Below are 16725 nucleotides of genomic sequence, written 5' to 3'. Positions count from 1 at the left end.
CGGAGAAAGACACCTCATGACGACACGATCGATCCCCGAAACGGCATCCCCCACGGTGGGATCGGTCGTGTCGTCGGAGCTGCGTGCGGGGAGTGCTCGGCGTTCACCCGCTCCGCGCACCCCCGCAGGGCGTGCCCCGGCGCCCGGCGACAGCGGCGGCACCGGGGGCTCGCGGCCTCGTCGCCGCAGTGCGGCCTGGCTCGGCTTCACCCCGTTCGCTGCCTACGTCGTGCTCTTCCTCGCGATCCCCGCGGTGATCGCGGTCGCGAGCGGCTTCTTCACCGCCGACGGCGCCTTCACCCTGGCGAACCTCTCCGCTCTCACCGACCCCACGATCGTCAAGGCGTTCCAGGGGTCGCTGCTGGTCTCGATCGTCAGCGCCCTGCTCGGCGCCGTCATCGGCGCGCTCGTCTGCTTCGCGCTCCTCGGCACGAAGGCGGAGGGCATGCTCCGCACCGTCGTCGATGCCGCCTCGAGCGTGCTCGCCCAGTTCGGCGGCGTCATGCTCGCCTTCGCGTTCATCGCGACGATCGGTTTCCAGGGGGTCGTGACGCTCTGGCTGAAAGACACCTTCGGCCTCGACGTCAACGCGAACGGTGCGCTGCTCTACCAGACGTCCGGCCTGATCATCCCCTATACCTACTTCTCGGTACCGCTCATGGTGCTCACCTTCATGCCGGCGATGGAGGGGCTCAAAGCCACCTGGGGCGAGGCCGCGGCCACTCTCGGCGCGACCCGATTCCAGTACTGGACGAAGATCGCCATGCCGGTGCTCGCCCCCGCGTTCTTCGGCTCCGTCCTCCTTCTCTTCGCGAACTCGTTCTCGTCGTTCGCGACGGCTGCGGCCCTGCTCAGCCAGGGCGGAATCGTGCCGCTCGCCATCAAGCAGCAGCTCACCAGCGAGACGATCGTCGGGGTCGCGAACTCCGCCGGCGTCCTCGCCCTCGGAATGCTGGTGATCATGGTCGTGATCATGTTCTTCTACTCGCTCCTGCAGCGTCGGGCAGCGAGGTGGCAGCGATGAGCGCGCCCCGCATCGGCGCCGAGCCGAGCCGCACCGCACGCCTCGTCATCTTGATCGTGGTCGGGCTGGTCTTCATCGTGCCGCTGGCGGCGATGTTCCAGTTCACGCTGCGCCTGGCGGGCAAGAGCGGCTACTCGTTCATCCACTACGTTTCGATCTTTCACCCCGACCCCGCGCTCGGCACCGACTACTCGCCGATCTGGCAGGGCATCCAGAACTCGCTGGTGATCTGCGTCATCACCGTCGCGATCGTGATGCTGGTGCTGCTGCCGACCATGCTGCTGGTGGAGCTGCGGTATCCCCGGTTCCGTCGGATCCTGGAGTTCGTCTGCATCCTGCCCATCACGATCCCGTCGATCGTGCTCGTGGTCGGCTACGTGCCCGTCTACCAGCGGGTGGCGGCCGTCTTCGGCAGTGCACCCTGGACTCTCGCGTTCGCGGTCGGCATCATCGTGCTGCCGTACGCCTACCGGCCGATCGCCACGAACATCCAGGCCTTCGACCTCGTCACGCTGACCGAGGCGGCGCGGTCTCTCGGCGCTTCCTGGCCGACGGCGATCGCCCGGGTGATCCTGCCGAACATGCGGCGCGGGGTCATCTCGGCGGTGTTCCTCACCGTGGCTGTCGTGCTCGGCGAGTACACGATCGCGTCGTTCCTCAGCCAGAACACGTTCCAGACGGCCCTGTTGCTGATCAGTCAGACCGACTCGTACGTGGCGACGATCTTCGCGCTCACCGCCCTCGTGTTCGCCTTCGTCCTGCTCGTCATCATCGGCCGCTTCGGTGCTGTCCGCCCCGGCGGTCGCGTCAAGAAGACCCGTCGCCCTCGCGGCACGGAGCCGAGGATGCCCCTCCCGACACCGACACCCGCCCGGAGTGCCTCATGACGTCCACCAGCCCTGCCCCCACCCTCGAGCGCCTCGGCGAGGGCGCGACCGTCGAGCTCCTCGGCGTCGTCAAGGAGTACTCGGGAGTCCGCGCCCTCGACGAGCTGTCGCTGACGATCCGCCCCGGCGAGTTCGTCGCACTGCTCGGCCCCTCCGGCTGCGGCAAGACGACGGCCCTCCGCGCGCTCGCGGGCCTCGAGCAGATCACGGCCGGCGCCATCCGGATCGACGGGGTCGACGTGGCGGGCGTGCCCGTCAACCGACGCGACATCGGCATGGTGTTTCAGCAGTACTCCCTGTTTCCGCACCTCACCGTGCAGCAGAACGTCGAATTCGGCCTGCAGATGCGCCGGGTGTCGGCATCGGACCGGGCGACCCGCGCTCGCGAAGCACTCGAGATGGTCTCGCTCGACCACCTCTCCGAGCGGTACGCGCACCAGATGTCGGGCGGCCAGCAGCAACGCGTCGCCCTCGCCCGCGCGCTCGTGACCCGGCCGCGCGTGCTCCTGCTCGACGAGCCGCTGTCGGCTCTCGACGCCAAGGTGCGGGTGTCGCTCCGCGAAGAGATCCGAAGGATCCAGACCGAACTCGGCATCACCACCGTCTTCGTCACGCACGACCAGGAAGAGGCCCTCGCGGTCGCTGACCGGGTCGCCGTGATGCGCTCCGGCGACATCGAGCAGATCGGCACGCCCGAGGAGCTGTACCTCACCCCGGCAACACCGTTCGTCGCCGACTTCGTGGGGGTGAGCAACCGGATGCGCGGATCCTTGGTGTCGGGGGTCGTCACCGTGCGCGGCTCGCGACTGCCGTCGATCGACCCGGCCCTGCCGAACGGCGAGGTGCTCGCGTTCGTGCGGCCGGAGGACATCGTGTTCGTGCCGGCGTCGTCGACTGCCCCTGGCGACTTCTCGGGGACGGTGGCCTCGACGAGCTTCCTCGGATCGCTCCGCCGCACGACCGTTCGCCTCGACGACGACACCATTGTTTCGGTGCAGCACTCGGTCGAGGAACGCTTCGAGTTCGGCGACGCGGTGACTCTTCGACTGACCGGGCGGCCTGTGGCGTCGTCGCCTGTGGAGGGCTGATCGCGCGGCGTCGGAGGCACTCACTAGTCTGGAGGAAGATGCCAGCGGGCTCAGGGGTCGGCGAGGTATCTTGATATCGAGACAGTCCGATGCACCTGGGCCGCAGCTCGAGGCATCGCCGCCAACGAAGGAGTCGCCACTCGCATGAGCACGATCATCTACACCTTGACCGACGAGTCACCCCGGTTGGCGACCTTCTCCTTCTTGCCCATCGTCGAGGCCTATGCGGCCAAGGCCGGCGTCGAGGTCGAGTCGCGCGACATCTCGCTCGCGGCCCGAATCCTCGCCCAGTTCTCCGACCGGCTCTCCGAGGCGCAGCGCGTTCCCGACACCCTCGGCGAGCTCGGCGACCTGGCGAAGACGCCCGAGGCCAACATCATCAAGCTGCCCAACATCTCGGCCTCGGTGCCGCAGCTGAAGGCGGCCATCGCCGAGCTCCGCTCGCAGGGCTACGACCTTCCCGACTACCCCGACGAGCCGTCGAGCGACGACGATGCCGCGTCTGCCGAACAGCGCGACATCCGGGCGCGCTACGACAGGGTCAAGGGGTCGGCCGTCAACCCGGTGCTCCGCGAGGGCAACTCCGACCGCCGGGCACCGCTCTCGGTCAAGCAGTACGCCCGCAAGCACCCGCACCGCATGGGTGCCTGGAGCGCCGACTCGAAGACGAACGTCGCCACCATGGGCCACGACGACTTCCGCTCGAACGAGAAGACCACCGTCGTCACAGCCGCCGGCTCGGTGAAGATCGAGTTCACTGGCGCCGACGGAACGAAGAGCGTCCTCCGCGAGTCGGTGCCCGTGCTCGAGGGGGAGGTGCTCGACGCGACCGTCATGCACGTCGCCGCCCTCCGCACGTTCCTCCACGAGCAGATGCAACGCGCCGAAGACGAGGGTGTTCTGTTCTCGGTGCACCTCAAGGCCACAATGATGAAGGTCTCCGACCCGATCATCTTCGGCCAGGTCATCCGCGTCTTCTTCGCCGACGTGTTCGCGAAGTACGGCGACGACCTCGCCGCCGCGGGCCTTAACCCCAACGACGGCCTGGGCGCGATCCTCAACGGCCTCGACTCGGTCGCGAACGGCGCCGAGATCAAAGCGGCCTTCGAAGCCGGCCTCACCGCTGGCCCCGAGCTCGCCATGGTCGACTCCGACAAAGGCATCACCAACCTGCACGTGCCGAGCGACGTGATCGTCGACGCGTCGATGCCCGCGATGATCCGCACGTCGGGCCACATGTGGGGTGCCGACGGGGCCGAGCACGAAACCCTCGCGGTCATCCCTGATTCGAGCTACGCCGGCATCTACCAGGCGACGATCGACGACTGCCGTGCCAACGGCGCCTTCGACCCGACCACGATGGGGTCCGTGCCGAACGTCGGCCTGATGGCCCAGGCCGCCGAAGAGTACGGCTCGCACGACAAGACGTTCCAGCTGGCAGCCGCGGGCACCGTCACGGTGTCCACTGCATCGGGCGAGGTGCTCCTCGAACAGTCCGTCGAGGCGGGCGACATCTGGCGCATGTGCCAGACCAAAGACGTCGTCATCCGCGACTGGGTCAAGCTCGCGGTCACTCGTGCCCGTGCCACCGGAGCCCCCGCGATCTTCTGGCTCGACCGGACTCGCGCGCACGACGCCCAGCTCGCCGCACTGGTCACGACCTATCTCGCCGACCACGACACCGACGGCCTGCAGATCGAGATCATGTCGCCCGTCGACGCCATGAAGTTCTCGCTCGAGCGCATCCGTCGCGGCGAAGACACGATCTCGGTCACCGGCAATGTGCTGCGCGACTACCTGACCGACCTGTTCCCGATCATGGAGCTCGGCACCTCGGCCAAGATGCTGTCGGTCGTGCCTCTGCTCAACGGCGGCGGTCTTTTCGAGACCGGTGCCGGCGGCTCGGCCCCGAAGCAGGTCTCGCAGCTCGTGCAGCAGAACTACCTCCGCTGGGACAGCCTCGGCGAGTTCCTCGCACTCGCGGCCAGCTTCGAGCACCTCGCGGCGACGACCGGCAATGCCCGAGCGCAGATCCTCGCCGACACCCTCGACCGGGCCACGGCCACCTTCCTCGACGAGAACAAGTCGCCGGCACGCGCCATCGGCTCGATCGACAACCGCGGCAGCCACTTCTACCTCGCGCTCTACTGGGCGAACGAGCTCGCCGCGCAGACCCACGACTCGGCTCTCGCCGACGACTTCGCGACGCTCGCGAAGGCGCTCGGCGACGGCGAAGAGACCATCACCGGCGAGCTCAACGGGGCGCAGGGCCACGCGGTCGACATCGGCGGCTACTACCAGCCCGACGACGCGAAGGCCTCGGCCGTGATGCGCCCGTCGGCGACGCTGAACGCCGCGCTGGCTGCCCTCTAGGCGGCGCCCGGCGTAACAACACCGCCTTTCGGGCGCGGCACCGCCCATGGGCGGTGCCTTCCCCGGAAGGCGGTGTTTCGCGTGCCCGGGCTGCCGCGCTGCCGGGCCGCGGGCCGGCATCGGCGGCGCCGAGATCGCAATTGGTGTCGGGTGTAGGCGACCGGTAGTGCGATCTCGGCGGGGTGGCCTCAATGGGGCGAGGCGAGGCTCGCGAGGTGGCCTGATCGACGGCGACAGGCCGGGCTGGGCGTCGATGAGGCCATCTCGCCGGCACTAGGGGCGGGAGCTGGCCGCGGGCTGAGCGGCGCCGCACGAGACGCGACCAACCGCCGACGCCGCCCCGCGCGTAACGTCGCCCCCATGTCAAAGATCGTCATCATCGGAGCAACCGGGCACGTCGGCGGTTACCTCGTTCCCCGCCTCATCGCTGCCGGACACGAGGTCGTGGCGGTGAGCCGGGGCACGAGCGCTCCCTATCGCGACGACCCGGCCTGGGAGAAAGTCACCAGGATCCAGCTCGACCGCGAGCAAGGCGACGCCGACCGCACCTTCGCGCCGGCCATCGCGGCCCTCGAGGCCGACGTCGTGATCGACATGGTGTGTTTCACTCGCTCCTCCGCCGAGCAGCTCGTCGACGCACTCCGGCCCGCTTCGCCTCTTCTCCTGCACTGCGGCACGGTCTGGGTGCACGGCCCGGCGACCGAGGTCCCGATCACCGAGAGTGCGATCCGCACCCCGTTCGGCGAGTACGGCACCGGCAAGGCCGAGATCGAAGAGCTTCTGCTGCGCGAATCGCAGCGGCCCGGCGGGCTTCGCTCGGTCGTGCTGCACCCCGGGCACATCACCGGCCCGGGCTGGGCCATGATCAACCCGCAGGGCAACCTCGACCTGTCGGTCTGGGAAGACCTGGCGCACGGGCGGCCCGTCACGCTCCCGGGGTTCGGCCTCGAGACGCTCCACCACGTGCACGCCGACGATGTTGCACAGGCGTTCATGAAGGCCATCGAGCGGTCGACCGAGGCGGTCGGCAACAGCTTCCACGTCGTCTCCGACCGGGCCGTCACCCTGCGCGGTCTCGCCGAGGGCATCGCCCGCTGGTACGGGCAGGAGGCGCAGCTCGAGTTCGAGCCGTTCGCCGAATGGAGGCGGGGCGTGAGCGCGGAGTCGGCGGAGGCGAGCGAGGCCCACATCTCGCGCAGCCACTCGATGTCGATCGAGAAGGGGCGCCGGATCCTCGGCTACGAACCCCGCTACACGACGCTGCAGGCCGTCGAAGAGGGCCTGGAGTGGCTCGCCCGCGACGGGCAGCTGGCCGTCTGACCCGCCGTCCACCCCGCATTGGGGTCGAGAGCCCCCAGCAGCCTCCGCGAGAATGAACGCGTGACCACCCTCTACGTCTGCGACCTCGACGGCACCCTGCTCTCGCCCGACGCGAGCCCGAGCGCCTTCACCGTCGATACGGTCAACTCGCTCGTCGCGCAGGGCCTCCCGATCGCCATCGCGACGGCCCGCTCCGTCGTCTCGCTGCGGCGGGTGACCGAGGGGCTCCACCTCGAAGGGCCCGCGTGCGTCTACGGCGGGGCGTTCATCGTCGACCTCACAACCGGCGAGACCCTCGTCGATCACGTCATCGACCCGGAGCTCGTCGATGAGGTCCTCGGCGTCTTCGCCGAGAACGGCGCCGCCCCGCTCGTCTACTCGCTCGACTCGTCGCCCGAGGCCGAGGCGCACGCCGACACGGTCGGCTGGGTGCGCGGTGCCGAAGGGCCGGGCATTGAGTGGTACCTCGCGGAGCGCGGCGCGGATCCGCGATTCCGGCCCGTGGCGCACCCGAGCGAGCTGACGCGCGACGGCACGTTCTCGATCGTCGCTCTCGCACCGGAGGCCGATCTCGAGCCGGTGCGAAGGATCCTTGACTCCCGCTACGGCGATCGGCTGACGGTCACGCTGCAGCCCGAGACGTATCTCGAGGGTATCCACTGGCTCGAGGTGGCCGCGCTCGGGTCGGACAAGGGTGCTGGCGTTCGCGAACTGGCCAGGGCCTGGGGAGCCGATCGGGTGGTCTGCTTCGGTGACAACCTCAACGACCTGCCGATGTTCGACGTGGCCGACGAGGCCTATGCCATGGCCAACGCGAGCGACGAGGTGAAGGCGCGGGCAACGGGGGTCATCGACTCGAACGCCGACGACGGTGTCGCGCGGTGGTTGCAATCGAACGCGAGGATCCCGGCCCCACACTGATCGGGGATCGGTCGTCGTGACGGGGGCTTGCCGTCGCTCGTTGCGGGGTCCATTCTGTGTCTCACCGCGTCGCCGATTGCCCGGCAGTCGTCGACGGCGCTTCTGCATCGGCCACCACCCGAAAGAGGACGATGATGACTCCCCGCACAGACCCGTCGGCGACGCTCCCGTCCTCGTCGAAGGTCGCATTCACCCCGCGGCCCTGGCCAATTCCGCTCGACGAGCTGCCGACGCCGGTGCTCACCATCGACACAGCCGTGCTCGACCACAACATCGACACGATGGCCCGGTGGTGCTCCGAGGCCGGGGTCGATCTCGCCCCGCACGGCAAGACCACGATGGCCCCCGAGGTCTGGCAGCGCCAACTCGATGCGGGCGCCTGGGGGATCACCGTCGCGACCGCGTACCAGGCCGAGATCGCGCGTCGGGCCGGCGTTCGCAACATCGTCTTCGCCGGCACCACGTTCTCGACCGACGCGCTTCTGCTTCTGGTCGAGCCCGGCAGCGACGTGCTCATGTGGGTCGACTCGGTCTCGACCGTCCATCTCGTCGACGCGGCGCTCGATCGGGGCGGCGCGATCAGGCCGCTCCCCGTGCTCGTCGAGCTCGGCGCGCGCGGTGGTCGGACCGGGGCTCGCACCCTCGACGCGGCGCTCGCCGTGGCCGCGGCCGTCCGTGACGCCGACCACCTCGTGCTGGCCGGAGTCGCCGGCTACGAGGGGGCTCTGACCCACGGTATCGACGCCGAGTCGCTCCAGCTCGTTGACGACTACCTGGCCACGCTCATTGAGTTCCGCGATCGGCTCGACGGCGAATCGTTCACCCAGTGGCTCGACCTCGGCGGAGACGTCGTGCTCACGGCCGGCGGCAGCGTCTACTTCGATCGCGTGGTCGAGGCGCTCGGATTCCGGCACGACCCCGACGGGGTGCGCGGGGTGCGAACCCGCGTCGTCCTCCGATCGGGGGCCTACGTCACGCACGACCACGACCTGTATCGACGACTCACCCCGTTCGAGCGCATCGAGAATGCCGACCGCTTCCTGCCGGCGCTCGACCTGTGGGCGAGCGTCATCTCGAAACCGGAGGCGACGCTGGCGCTGCTCAACGTCGGCCGGCGCGACACCGCCGACGACGAGGGGCTGCCGATTCTCATCGAGGCGTACCGCACCTCGGCCCAGGGTGTGAGGCGTGTGCCCGGCGCCGTCGAGGCCGCTCGCGTGACGGGCCTCAACGACCAGCACGCGTTCGTCGAGCTCCCGCCCGAGTCATCGCTGGCGATCGGCGACCTCGTCCGTCTCGGCATCTCGCACCCGTGCACGACCATCGACAAGTGGACCGACATCGCGACGATCGACGAGGGCCGGGGCCAGCCGCGCGCGCTGCCCGCGGTGTCGGGGGTCATTCGAACTCGCTTCTAGCAGATGGAGGTTTGAGACCTCAAAAACGACGCCTGAACGAGTCGTGCGGTTGTCGATTTTGAGGTCTCGCCGACCGGAACCTAGCGAGGAGCGTTGCGACCCGACCGGGGCCAGGTGTCGGCCGCTACGCCGCGGCGCAGCAGCAGGGCCAAGCCGATCCCGAGCACGAGGCCGGCGAGGCCGACGGGCAGGCAGATGGCCGACGCGACGATCGGCGCGGTCGTGAGCATCAGCGTGAAGGCGACGACCAGGAAGAAGCCGCCCACCAGCCCCGAGACGATGGCGATGCGCTCTGTGATCCGACGACGCTCTGACTTCATACCCGAACCCTAGAGCGCGCCGCCTCCGCGCGCAGTCGTCTCTTCAGAGGACACGGGCAGAGGACACGGCGAAGCCCTCAGACGACGGCGACCCGACCGGTCAGCCGATCAATGAGCGCATCGACCTCCGGATCCACGACGCGACGAGAGGCGTCGGCGTCGTGCCAGGCGATGATCTGCCGGGCACCCTCGGCGAAGGGGATGCGCGGCTCCCATCCGGTGGCTAGCGACCGGATCTTGGTCGTGTCGAAGATGGCCGGGTGGCTGCGGTCGCCGCGAAGCGACTCGTCCCACTCCGGGGCCTCGACGACGAGGTCGTGAGTCGTACGGTGCACGATCTGCGGCGTCTCCACCCCGGCGGCGTCGGCCAGGTCGAGGGCGATCGCGTTCCAGGTCAGCAGTTCGGGCGACATGATGTTGAACGCCTCGCCGATCGCTTCGGGGGCGCCGAGCAACGACTGGAAAGCGGTGGCGAAGTCATCCGAGTGGGTGATCGCCCAGGGCGAGGTGCCGTCGCCGTGGAGGACGATCGGCAGTCCGCGACGCAGGCGGTCGATGACGGTCCACCCGCCGAGCAGAGGCACCTGGGTGCGGTCGTAGGTGTGGGAGGGGCGAACGACGGTGACGCGGATCCTGCCCGCCGCATGCTCGTCGCGCAGCAACCGCTCGCAAGCGATCTTGTCGCGGCTGTACTGCCAGAAGGGGTTGAAGAGGGGGACGGTCTCGTCGATCGGCAGCCGGGCCGGGGGCTTCTGGTACGCCGAGGCGGAGCTGACAAAGAGGTACTGGTCGGTGCGATCGCCGTAGAGGCGGACCGCGGCGGCGGCCTGATCGGGAGTGAAGGTGAGAAAGTCGGCGATGCTGTCGAAGCGGCGGTCGCCGAGGATCCGAGACACGTCCGCTTCGTCATGCGCATCGGCGGTGAGCACTTCGACGCCGTCGGGAATGCTCCGTGCCGTCGTCGTGCCGCGGTTGAGGACGGTCACGGCGAGGCCGTTGCGCACCGCCTCGCGGACGCATGCCGCACTGATCTGGCCGGTGCCGCCGATGAAGAGGAGAGACGTCGTTGTCATCCGTCGATCATGTCAGACGCGCGCGCCGCCCGCCCGGCACCGTCGCCGGGGTGAGCGGCGCCGTCACTCGGCGGCGCGAAGCTCGTGTCGGAAGTGAATGATTCCCGACCCGAGGGCGACCACGGCGAACACCGCCGAGACCAGGGGATAGCCGAGGCTGAACCACGCGTACGCCGCAGAGCCCATCACGGCGATCTCGACGATGGCGCGGCCGAGCGGATCGGTCTTCAGCGGGCCGCGAGGCGACCGGAACAGCCACCACACCACGGCGGCGAAGAGCGGAGCCCCGATGACGAAGAACAGCGAGGGAAAGGGGAACGGCCAGGCCAGGTATCCCCAGAGGCCCAGGCTGAACAGCGCGAAGACCTGGAGGACGATGCGCACGACGGTGTTCGGCGAGATCGGGTGGCCGGTGCCGTCGTCTCCGCCTCCGCGACCGGGGCGTCTCTTGGGAGTGTCGAACATGGATCCTGGTGTCTGCTCTGCTCGTGTGTCGGGGTGAGGCGTCAGCGGAAGACGATCGTGCGAGCGCCGTCGAGGAGCACGCGGTCTTCGGCGAACCAGCGGACAGCCTGCGTGAGGGTGCGGCTCTCTTCGTCTTGGCCAATCGCCACCAGGTCGCCCGGAGTGCGGCTGTGATCGACTCGGACCACGTTCTGCTCGATGATCGGGCCCTCGTCGAGGTCGCTCGTGACGAAGTGGGCGGTCGCGCCGATCAGCTTCACGCCGCGGGCATGCGCCTGTCGGTAGGGATTCGCGCCCTTGAAGCCGGGCAGGAACGAGTGGTGGATGTTGATGGCGCGGCCCTCGAGAGCGGCGCAGAGCTCGGGGCTGAGGATCTGCATGTAGCGGGCCAGGACGACCAGCTCGATGTCGTGCTCTTCGACCGCCTCGAGCACGCGGCGCTCGAAGTCGGCCTTGAGCTCGGGGCCGACGACGGCGCGGTGTTCGAACGGCACGCCGTAGAACTCGGCCAGTTCGGCGAGATCGGCATGGTTGGCCAGCACGAGCGGGATCTCGATCGGCAGCTGCCCGGCCCGCTGGCGGAAGAGGAGGTCGTTGAGGCAGTGCGCGGCCTTGCTCGCGAGCACGAGCGTGCGGAGGGGGCGGCCGACGACGTCGAGCTTCCACTCCATGTCGTAGCGCTCGGCGACTGGCGCGAGTGCCCCGGCGAAGGCGTCGCGGCCGGTGTCGGAGACGACCTGCAGGCGCATGAAGAAGGTGCCGGTGTCGATGCTCGAGAACTGCTGCGACTCGGTAATGTTGCCGCCCGCGTCGACGACGGCGCCACTGATCGCGTGGACGATGCCGGGCTTGTCTTGGCAGACGAGCGTGAGGGTCCAGTGGGTCTCGGTCACGCGGTCAATCCTAGGTGACCCGTCCCCTCCCGAATTGGAAGGAGATTTGTCGCCCGGGCAGGCCGCGATCGGGATGAATGCGTCCGGCCTCGCGGGTTTTTCCTTCGAATTCGGAGGAGCGGAGGAGGGGGAGGAGAAGGAGGAGGGGAGCGGCGGCGGCTCAGGCGACGCTGATGGGCTCCGTGTCGGCGCGCGCTGCGGCGCTGTCATCGGCAGGCGTCGACGTCGCCGGCCGCGCGGCCTTCAGTCGCCGGTCGAAGATCGTCAGGGCGCTGAGCACGACACCTATCGCGACGATCACCCAGCCGAGCTCGTGAAGAGCGCCCGTCGTCGGCCGGTCGCCGTACGCGACGCCGATGAGGCTCGTCGACGCGATCGCGCCGATGTAGATGCTCGTGCGCGACAGCCCGGCGGCCGCTCCGATCCCGGCGGGGTCGACCTGGCGGTAGAGCGCGGCCTGGTTCGATACCGAGGCGAGCCCCTGCGGGATCGTGAAGAAGATCGTGGCGACGACGAACAACCAGACCGGGGATCCCGAGGTGAGCGACACCACGAAGAATCCGCCGACCAGCGGGATCAGGGCGGCCGCGATCAGCGGCAGGCGCACGCCGGCCTTGCGTGCGAACCAGAAGGACGCGACGCCCGCGAGGATCGCACCGGGCAGCTGGATCAGGCCGGCCGTCTGAGACGAGATGCCGGCGACCTCTTGCACCCACTGCGAGAACCCGTAGGTCATCGTGTAGGCGATGCCGTAGACCAGGAACAGTCGGAGGTAGGTGCGGGTCAACGGACCGTTGGAGGCGAGCATGCGCACGTCGATGAACGGTGCGACGGCGCGACGCTCCCAGACGATGAGGGCGACGAGAGCCACTGCCGTCACGATTAGCAGCCACCACAGGCCCGCCCCGAGGTCGAGGAGGAACACCAGCAGGCTGCCGATGGTCACGGCGAAGAGGCCGAGGCCGAGCGGGTCGATGGCCTGGACGATCGGGAGCGGCGCCGAGCGGATCGGCCGGATCCTGTCCGACGGAAGCCACAGTGCCGCCAACATGAGCCCGATGCCCGCGAGAGGCACGTTGACGAGGAAGATCGCGTGCCAGCTGAAGGCGCCGATCAGCGCGCCCGCGAGGGGCGGGCCGGCTGCGGCCGAGACGAGCGACGAGATCGACAGGCCGCCGAGCACGAGCGGCGGGGTGGCGATCGAGAGGCGGTCACTCTGGTTGCGGATCGCGCTCATCGCCGCCGGGTAGGCCGAGGACGTGCCGATGCCGATGAGCACGCGCGAGACCAGGGCGCCGCCGAACGTCGGGACGAGCGCGGGCAGGATCCCTGCCACGATCACCACGACCAGCCCTAAGAGGAAGATCTTCTTCGGACCGAACCGATCGGCGAGCTTGCCCATCGTCGGCTGCGCGATCGCCGAGGCGAGGTAGAGCGACGAGACGAGCCAGATGGCCTGGTCGCTGCCGATACCGAGGTCGCGAGAGATCGGGGCGAGTGCGACCGCGATCATCGTGGTGTTGATCGGGTTGAGCAGAGGGCCGAACAGGATCGGGATGACGAAGCGGGGGCCGAAGCCGGTCTCGGTGCGGGTGCTGCGGGTGTTGCGGGTGCGGGGGCTCGTGGTGGTCGTGGTGGTCGTGGTGGTCGCCTACTCAGGTCGTCGACGGGCTGGTCGACGGCGGCGTCGATCGGGAACTTATGCAGTCTACCTGCATATGTTGGTTTGGGTCAGGGGTACCCGAGGAACCACAGCGGAATCAGCGCCACCGCCTGCAGCACCACCGCCACGACGAGCACGACCACCCGCCGCCGCCGCGTCTCCGAGAACAGCCAGCTGCCGAGCAGCGGCGCGACCGGCATCATCAACCGGAACAGACTCTGCTGCGGCAAAAAGACCGCGACGAGATACAGCCAGTACGAGGTCGTGAAACCGACGATCTCGTGCCCGAGCTCGCGCGTCGACCGCCGAGTGAGCCAGAACGCCCCCGCGGCGAGTGCCAGGAGCACGAGCAGGACGCCGGGCCACGACAGCCAGGTCGCCGCCATCGTGAACCACGGCGTCAGCGGACGGAAGGCCTGGTGGCCGACATAGCCCACCCACCACGACAGCTCCGTGTCGAGGTAGGCGTCGCGCTCGCCGGTCACGCCGGTGGCGACCCAGGGCCACGCCAAGCCGGCGACAGTCACGACGGCGCCGGCGAAGACGATCTGGAGCGTGTCGCGCACCGGGAGGCGACCGCCTCGGATCCTCGATTCTCGCCACCGGACGACGAGGTGGATGCCGAGGGTGAGGGCGAACGCCAGCATGCCGGGGCGTGTGAAGGCCGCGACCACGGCGAAGGGGATCAGCAGCAGGTAGCGCCTCGTCATCAGGCACCAGAGCGCCGTGAAGAAGAAGAACAGGAAGGCGCTCTCGGCATAGGCGCACTGCAAGAGGAACCCCATCGGCCCGACGCAGAACACCGCGACCGCGAAGAGCGCACGCTCCCGCGGCACCCGGAGGGCTAGCAGTCGGTAAAGCATCAGCGCGGCACCGAATCCGAACACGGTCGCGACCAGAACACCGGCCGTGTAGAACGGCAGGCCCGTGACCGCGACGATCGCCTTGACGATGCCCGGAAACACCGGCAAGAAAGCCCACGGGTTCGACTGCACGTACCCGTCGTCGCCTTTCGGCAGAGTCGTCGGGTAGCCCTGCTCGGCGATCGTCTTGTAGAAGCTGGCATCCCACGACCCAGAGAAGGTAAAGAACGTAGGGTCGGCCCGGTCGCTCGCGAACGACCAGCCCTGCGAGGTGGCGAGGGCGAACAAGGATCCGAGGAGTCCGGTCGAGAGCACCCGCGACAGCAGGTAGACCACCAGCACCGCGACCCACGGGCGTCGGGCGAGGAGGGCGGGCACCCGACAAACCTAGTCGGCGGTGCCTCGGTCGGGGTGGGCGGCGGGGTGACGCTGAGTCAGGAGCGGTGGCGCCGGATCCTGATGGGGCCCTTCGCGGTCGAGGGATCGACGACGCTGCCGCCCTGCGTGATGTCGACCTCGCCCGCGGCCACGAGCCGCCGGGCAGCGCGACGGGCCGGCTCCATCAGCTCGCGCCAGCCGTCGTCGTCGCCCTCGTAGACGTCGCGGGCGGCATCGGACGGGCAGATGGTGGAGGTGGCGGCACGACTCGCGAGTAGGCGCTGGATGCTCGCCTCGAGAGCCCGGTCAACGGGCTTGATCTTGTGGCGGCGGCACGCGTCGCTGCAGTACGCCACTTCATCCCAGTTCTTCGCCCACTTCGCGCGCCGCTCGATACGCCGACCGCAAGAGCGGCAGGTCTTCTCGTCGAGGGTCATATCTCCGTTCTACTCCGTCGGCCCTGGTCGCTAGGCTTTTCCGGTGACGACGACAACCGCACTCCGTTTTCCCTGGGCCGGGTTGATCGCGCTGGCGATCGCGTCGTTCCTCTCGATCTCGGGCGAGATGCTCCCGACCGGCCTGCTCCCCGAGATGGGCGACGAGCTTCGGGTCAGCGAATCGTCGGTTGGGCTGCTGGTCTCGGTGTTCGCCTTCACCGTCGTGCTGACGTCGCCGATCCTCACCCACTTCACCTCCCGGATCCCTCGCCACCGCCTCCTCGTCGGCCTCATCCTCGTGATCGCGATCGGTGCCGCCGGCACCGCCCTCGCGCCGAGCTACTCGACGTTGGTCGTCGCCCGCGTCGTCGGGGGCCTGGCCCACGGGGTGTTCTGGGCCATCACCGGCGCCTACGCCGCGCACCTCGTTCCGCGCGACCAGGTGGGCAGGGCGCTCGCCGTGTCGTCGAGCGGTGGCACGCTCGCGTTCGTGCTCGGCGTGCCGCTCGGAACCGCGGTCGGGCAGGCGGTCGGGTGGCGTCTGGCGTTCGGCCTCCTCGCGGTGCTGATGGTGATCGGCGCCGTTCTGGTCTGGCGGCTGCTGCCCGACGTCGGCTCGGGGGCGTCCGATGCCGCGACGCTTCGCCAGGAATACAGCGACGCGATGACCGGCGCGACCCCGATCGGCCCCGGTGCCCTGGCGACCGGGTCGATTCCGATCATCCGGTCGGGCTCGCGCGCCGGTGGTCGCCCGCCGCGCGAAGAGATCGATCCGAGCGTGCTCGGCGTGGTCATGGCCTGCATCGTCACCGGGTTCTTCATGGTCGGCCACTACTCGCTGTACACCTACGTCGCGCCCTTCCTCACCCGGTCGAGCGAGCTCCCGCCCGACATCCTGAGCATCACCCTCTTCGCCTACGGAATCGCCGGAGCCGTCGGCCTCCTCCTCGTCGGCCTCGTGCTCGGCAGGCGCCCCGACCTGAGCATCCCGGTCGTCATGGCACTCGTCGCGGTCGCCGTCGTCGGCTTGCTCGTCTTCGAGGGTCAGCCGGTGCCGTCGTTCGTGGTCTTCGTGATCCTCGGTGTGACGTTCGGCGCTCTGCCGCCCCTTTTGCAGACGCGTCTGTTGCAGGTGGCCCCGGCCCGCATCCGCGACATCGCGAGCTCGTTCTACACGTCGTCGTTCAACGCGGGCATCGGCGCCGGCGCCCTGCTCGGCGGACTGGTGCTGTCGGGCGTGGGGCTCGACGCCCTGCCGCGGCTGTACATCGTCATCGCCGTCGTGATGCTCGTGGTGACCGTGGTCTCGAACATCGCGCTCGTGCGCCTGGATCGGCGCCGCAAGACGGTTCGGCGGGCGGCGCGCGAGGCGAGGCGTCTGGCCGGCCCGCGCTAGCTCTCCGCTGCGGGGCGAATTCTGGGCGCCGTGTTCCGTGCCGGTGGCCGGGGTGGGCGGGTGCTGTGAGGAGTGGGCGGGTGTCGTGAGGAGTGGGCGGGTGTTGTGAGGAGTCGGGGGGGGGGGGGGCCCCCCCCCCCCCCCAAAAAAACCCCCCCCCCCCCCCCCCCCCCCCCCCCCCGCCCGCCCCCCCCCCCCCCCCCACC

15 protein-coding genes are annotated in these 16725 nt (G+C 69.2%); 8 read left to right on the top strand and 7 right to left on the bottom strand.

Annotated elements, in window-relative coordinates:
* The first annotated feature begins 16 nt into the window (after window positions 1-16).
* The 7 genes from EDF39_RS00080 (at window position 17) to EDF39_RS00050 (ending at window position 9031) form a co-directional block, all read left to right on the top strand.
* Window positions 17-1024, top strand: coding sequence for an ABC transporter permease subunit (locus EDF39_RS00080; RefSeq protein ID WP_123939504.1), 1008 nt, complete (start codon window positions 17-19; stop codon window positions 1022-1024).
* Window positions 1021-1911 (top strand): ABC transporter permease, encoded by an 891-nt coding sequence (locus EDF39_RS00075; protein ID WP_123939502.1) that lies wholly within the window; start codon window positions 1021-1023, stop codon window positions 1909-1911. The genes EDF39_RS00080 and EDF39_RS00075 overlap by 4 nt, the downstream gene beginning before the upstream one ends.
* Window positions 1908-2999, top strand: a complete 1092-nt coding sequence (locus tag EDF39_RS00070; protein WP_123939500.1) for an ABC transporter ATP-binding protein — start codon at window positions 1908-1910, stop codon at window positions 2997-2999. Before EDF39_RS00075 ends, EDF39_RS00070 begins: the two co-directional genes overlap by 4 nt.
* A 144-nt stretch (window positions 3000-3143) precedes the next feature.
* A complete protein-coding gene (locus EDF39_RS00065; protein ID WP_123939498.1) occupies window positions 3144-5372 on the top strand; it encodes an NADP-dependent isocitrate dehydrogenase in 2229 nt (742 codons plus the stop codon).
* A 360-nt stretch (window positions 5373-5732) separates the two neighbouring features.
* Complete coding sequence (locus EDF39_RS00060; protein ID WP_123939496.1) at window positions 5733-6692, top strand: NAD(P)-dependent oxidoreductase; 960 nt, start codon at window positions 5733-5735, stop codon at window positions 6690-6692.
* Between the two features lie 60 nt (window positions 6693-6752).
* Window positions 6753-7613, top strand: a complete 861-nt coding sequence (locus EDF39_RS00055) for an HAD family hydrolase (RefSeq protein WP_158613097.1) — start codon at window positions 6753-6755, stop codon at window positions 7611-7613.
* 134 nt (window positions 7614-7747) lie between these two features.
* Entirely contained in the window at window positions 7748-9031 is a 1284-nt protein-coding gene (locus tag EDF39_RS00050) for an alanine racemase (RefSeq protein WP_158613096.1), read from the top strand.
* Window positions 9032-9111: 80 nt separating this feature from the next.
* Here EDF39_RS00050 and EDF39_RS00045 read toward each other — a convergent pair whose 3' ends face one another.
* The 7 genes from EDF39_RS00045 to EDF39_RS00015 form a co-directional block, all read right to left on the bottom strand.
* Window positions 9112-9351 carry a hypothetical protein gene (locus EDF39_RS00045; protein ID WP_055965175.1) on the bottom strand — a complete coding sequence of 80 codons (240 nt, stop codon included), beginning with the start codon at window positions 9349-9351 and terminating at the stop codon, window positions 9112-9114.
* 77 nt (window positions 9352-9428) lie between these two features.
* Window positions 9429-10424, bottom strand: coding sequence for an NAD-dependent epimerase/dehydratase family protein (locus EDF39_RS00040; RefSeq protein ID WP_123939490.1), 996 nt, complete (start codon window positions 10422-10424; stop codon window positions 9429-9431).
* Between the two features lie 63 nt (window positions 10425-10487).
* On the bottom strand, window positions 10488-10889 hold the full coding sequence (locus EDF39_RS00035) for a YrdB family protein (protein WP_123939489.1): 402 nt from the start codon (window positions 10887-10889) through the stop codon (window positions 10488-10490).
* A 41-nt stretch (window positions 10890-10930) separates the two neighbouring features.
* On the bottom strand, window positions 10931-11782 hold the full coding sequence (gene purU / locus EDF39_RS00030; protein WP_055965181.1) for a formyltetrahydrofolate deformylase: 852 nt from the start codon (window positions 11780-11782) through the stop codon (window positions 10931-10933).
* Window positions 11783-11942: 160 nt separating this feature from the next.
* The gene (locus tag EDF39_RS00025; protein ID WP_255410113.1) at window positions 11943-13319 is read right to left on the bottom strand and encodes an MFS transporter; all 1377 of its coding nucleotides are present in this window, start codon (window positions 13317-13319) and stop codon (window positions 11943-11945) included.
* A gap of 194 nt (window positions 13320-13513) precedes the next feature.
* Window positions 13514-14686 carry a hypothetical protein gene (locus tag EDF39_RS00020; RefSeq protein ID WP_123939485.1) on the bottom strand — a complete coding sequence of 391 codons (1173 nt, stop codon included), beginning with the start codon at window positions 14684-14686 and terminating at the stop codon, window positions 13514-13516.
* Between the two features lie 56 nt (window positions 14687-14742).
* Window positions 14743-15123: a DUF3253 domain-containing protein gene (locus EDF39_RS00015; RefSeq protein ID WP_055965190.1), complete on the bottom strand. Its 381-nt coding sequence runs from the start codon at window positions 15121-15123 to the stop codon at window positions 14743-14745.
* A 43-nt stretch (window positions 15124-15166) separates the two neighbouring features.
* Here EDF39_RS00015 and EDF39_RS00010 point away from each other — a divergent pair, with 43 nt between their 5' ends.
* Window positions 15167-16519 (top strand): MFS transporter, encoded by a 1353-nt coding sequence (locus EDF39_RS00010; protein ID WP_233572910.1) that lies wholly within the window; start codon window positions 15167-15169, stop codon window positions 16517-16519.
* Window positions 16520-16725: the final 206 nt, after the last annotated feature.

The sequence above is a fragment of the Frondihabitans sp. PhB161 genome (genome assembly GCF_003814635.1).
In the GTDB taxonomy this organism is placed as follows: domain Bacteria; phylum Actinomycetota; class Actinomycetes; order Actinomycetales; family Microbacteriaceae; genus Frondihabitans.
This window is presented reverse-complemented; position numbering and strand designations above follow the sequence as displayed.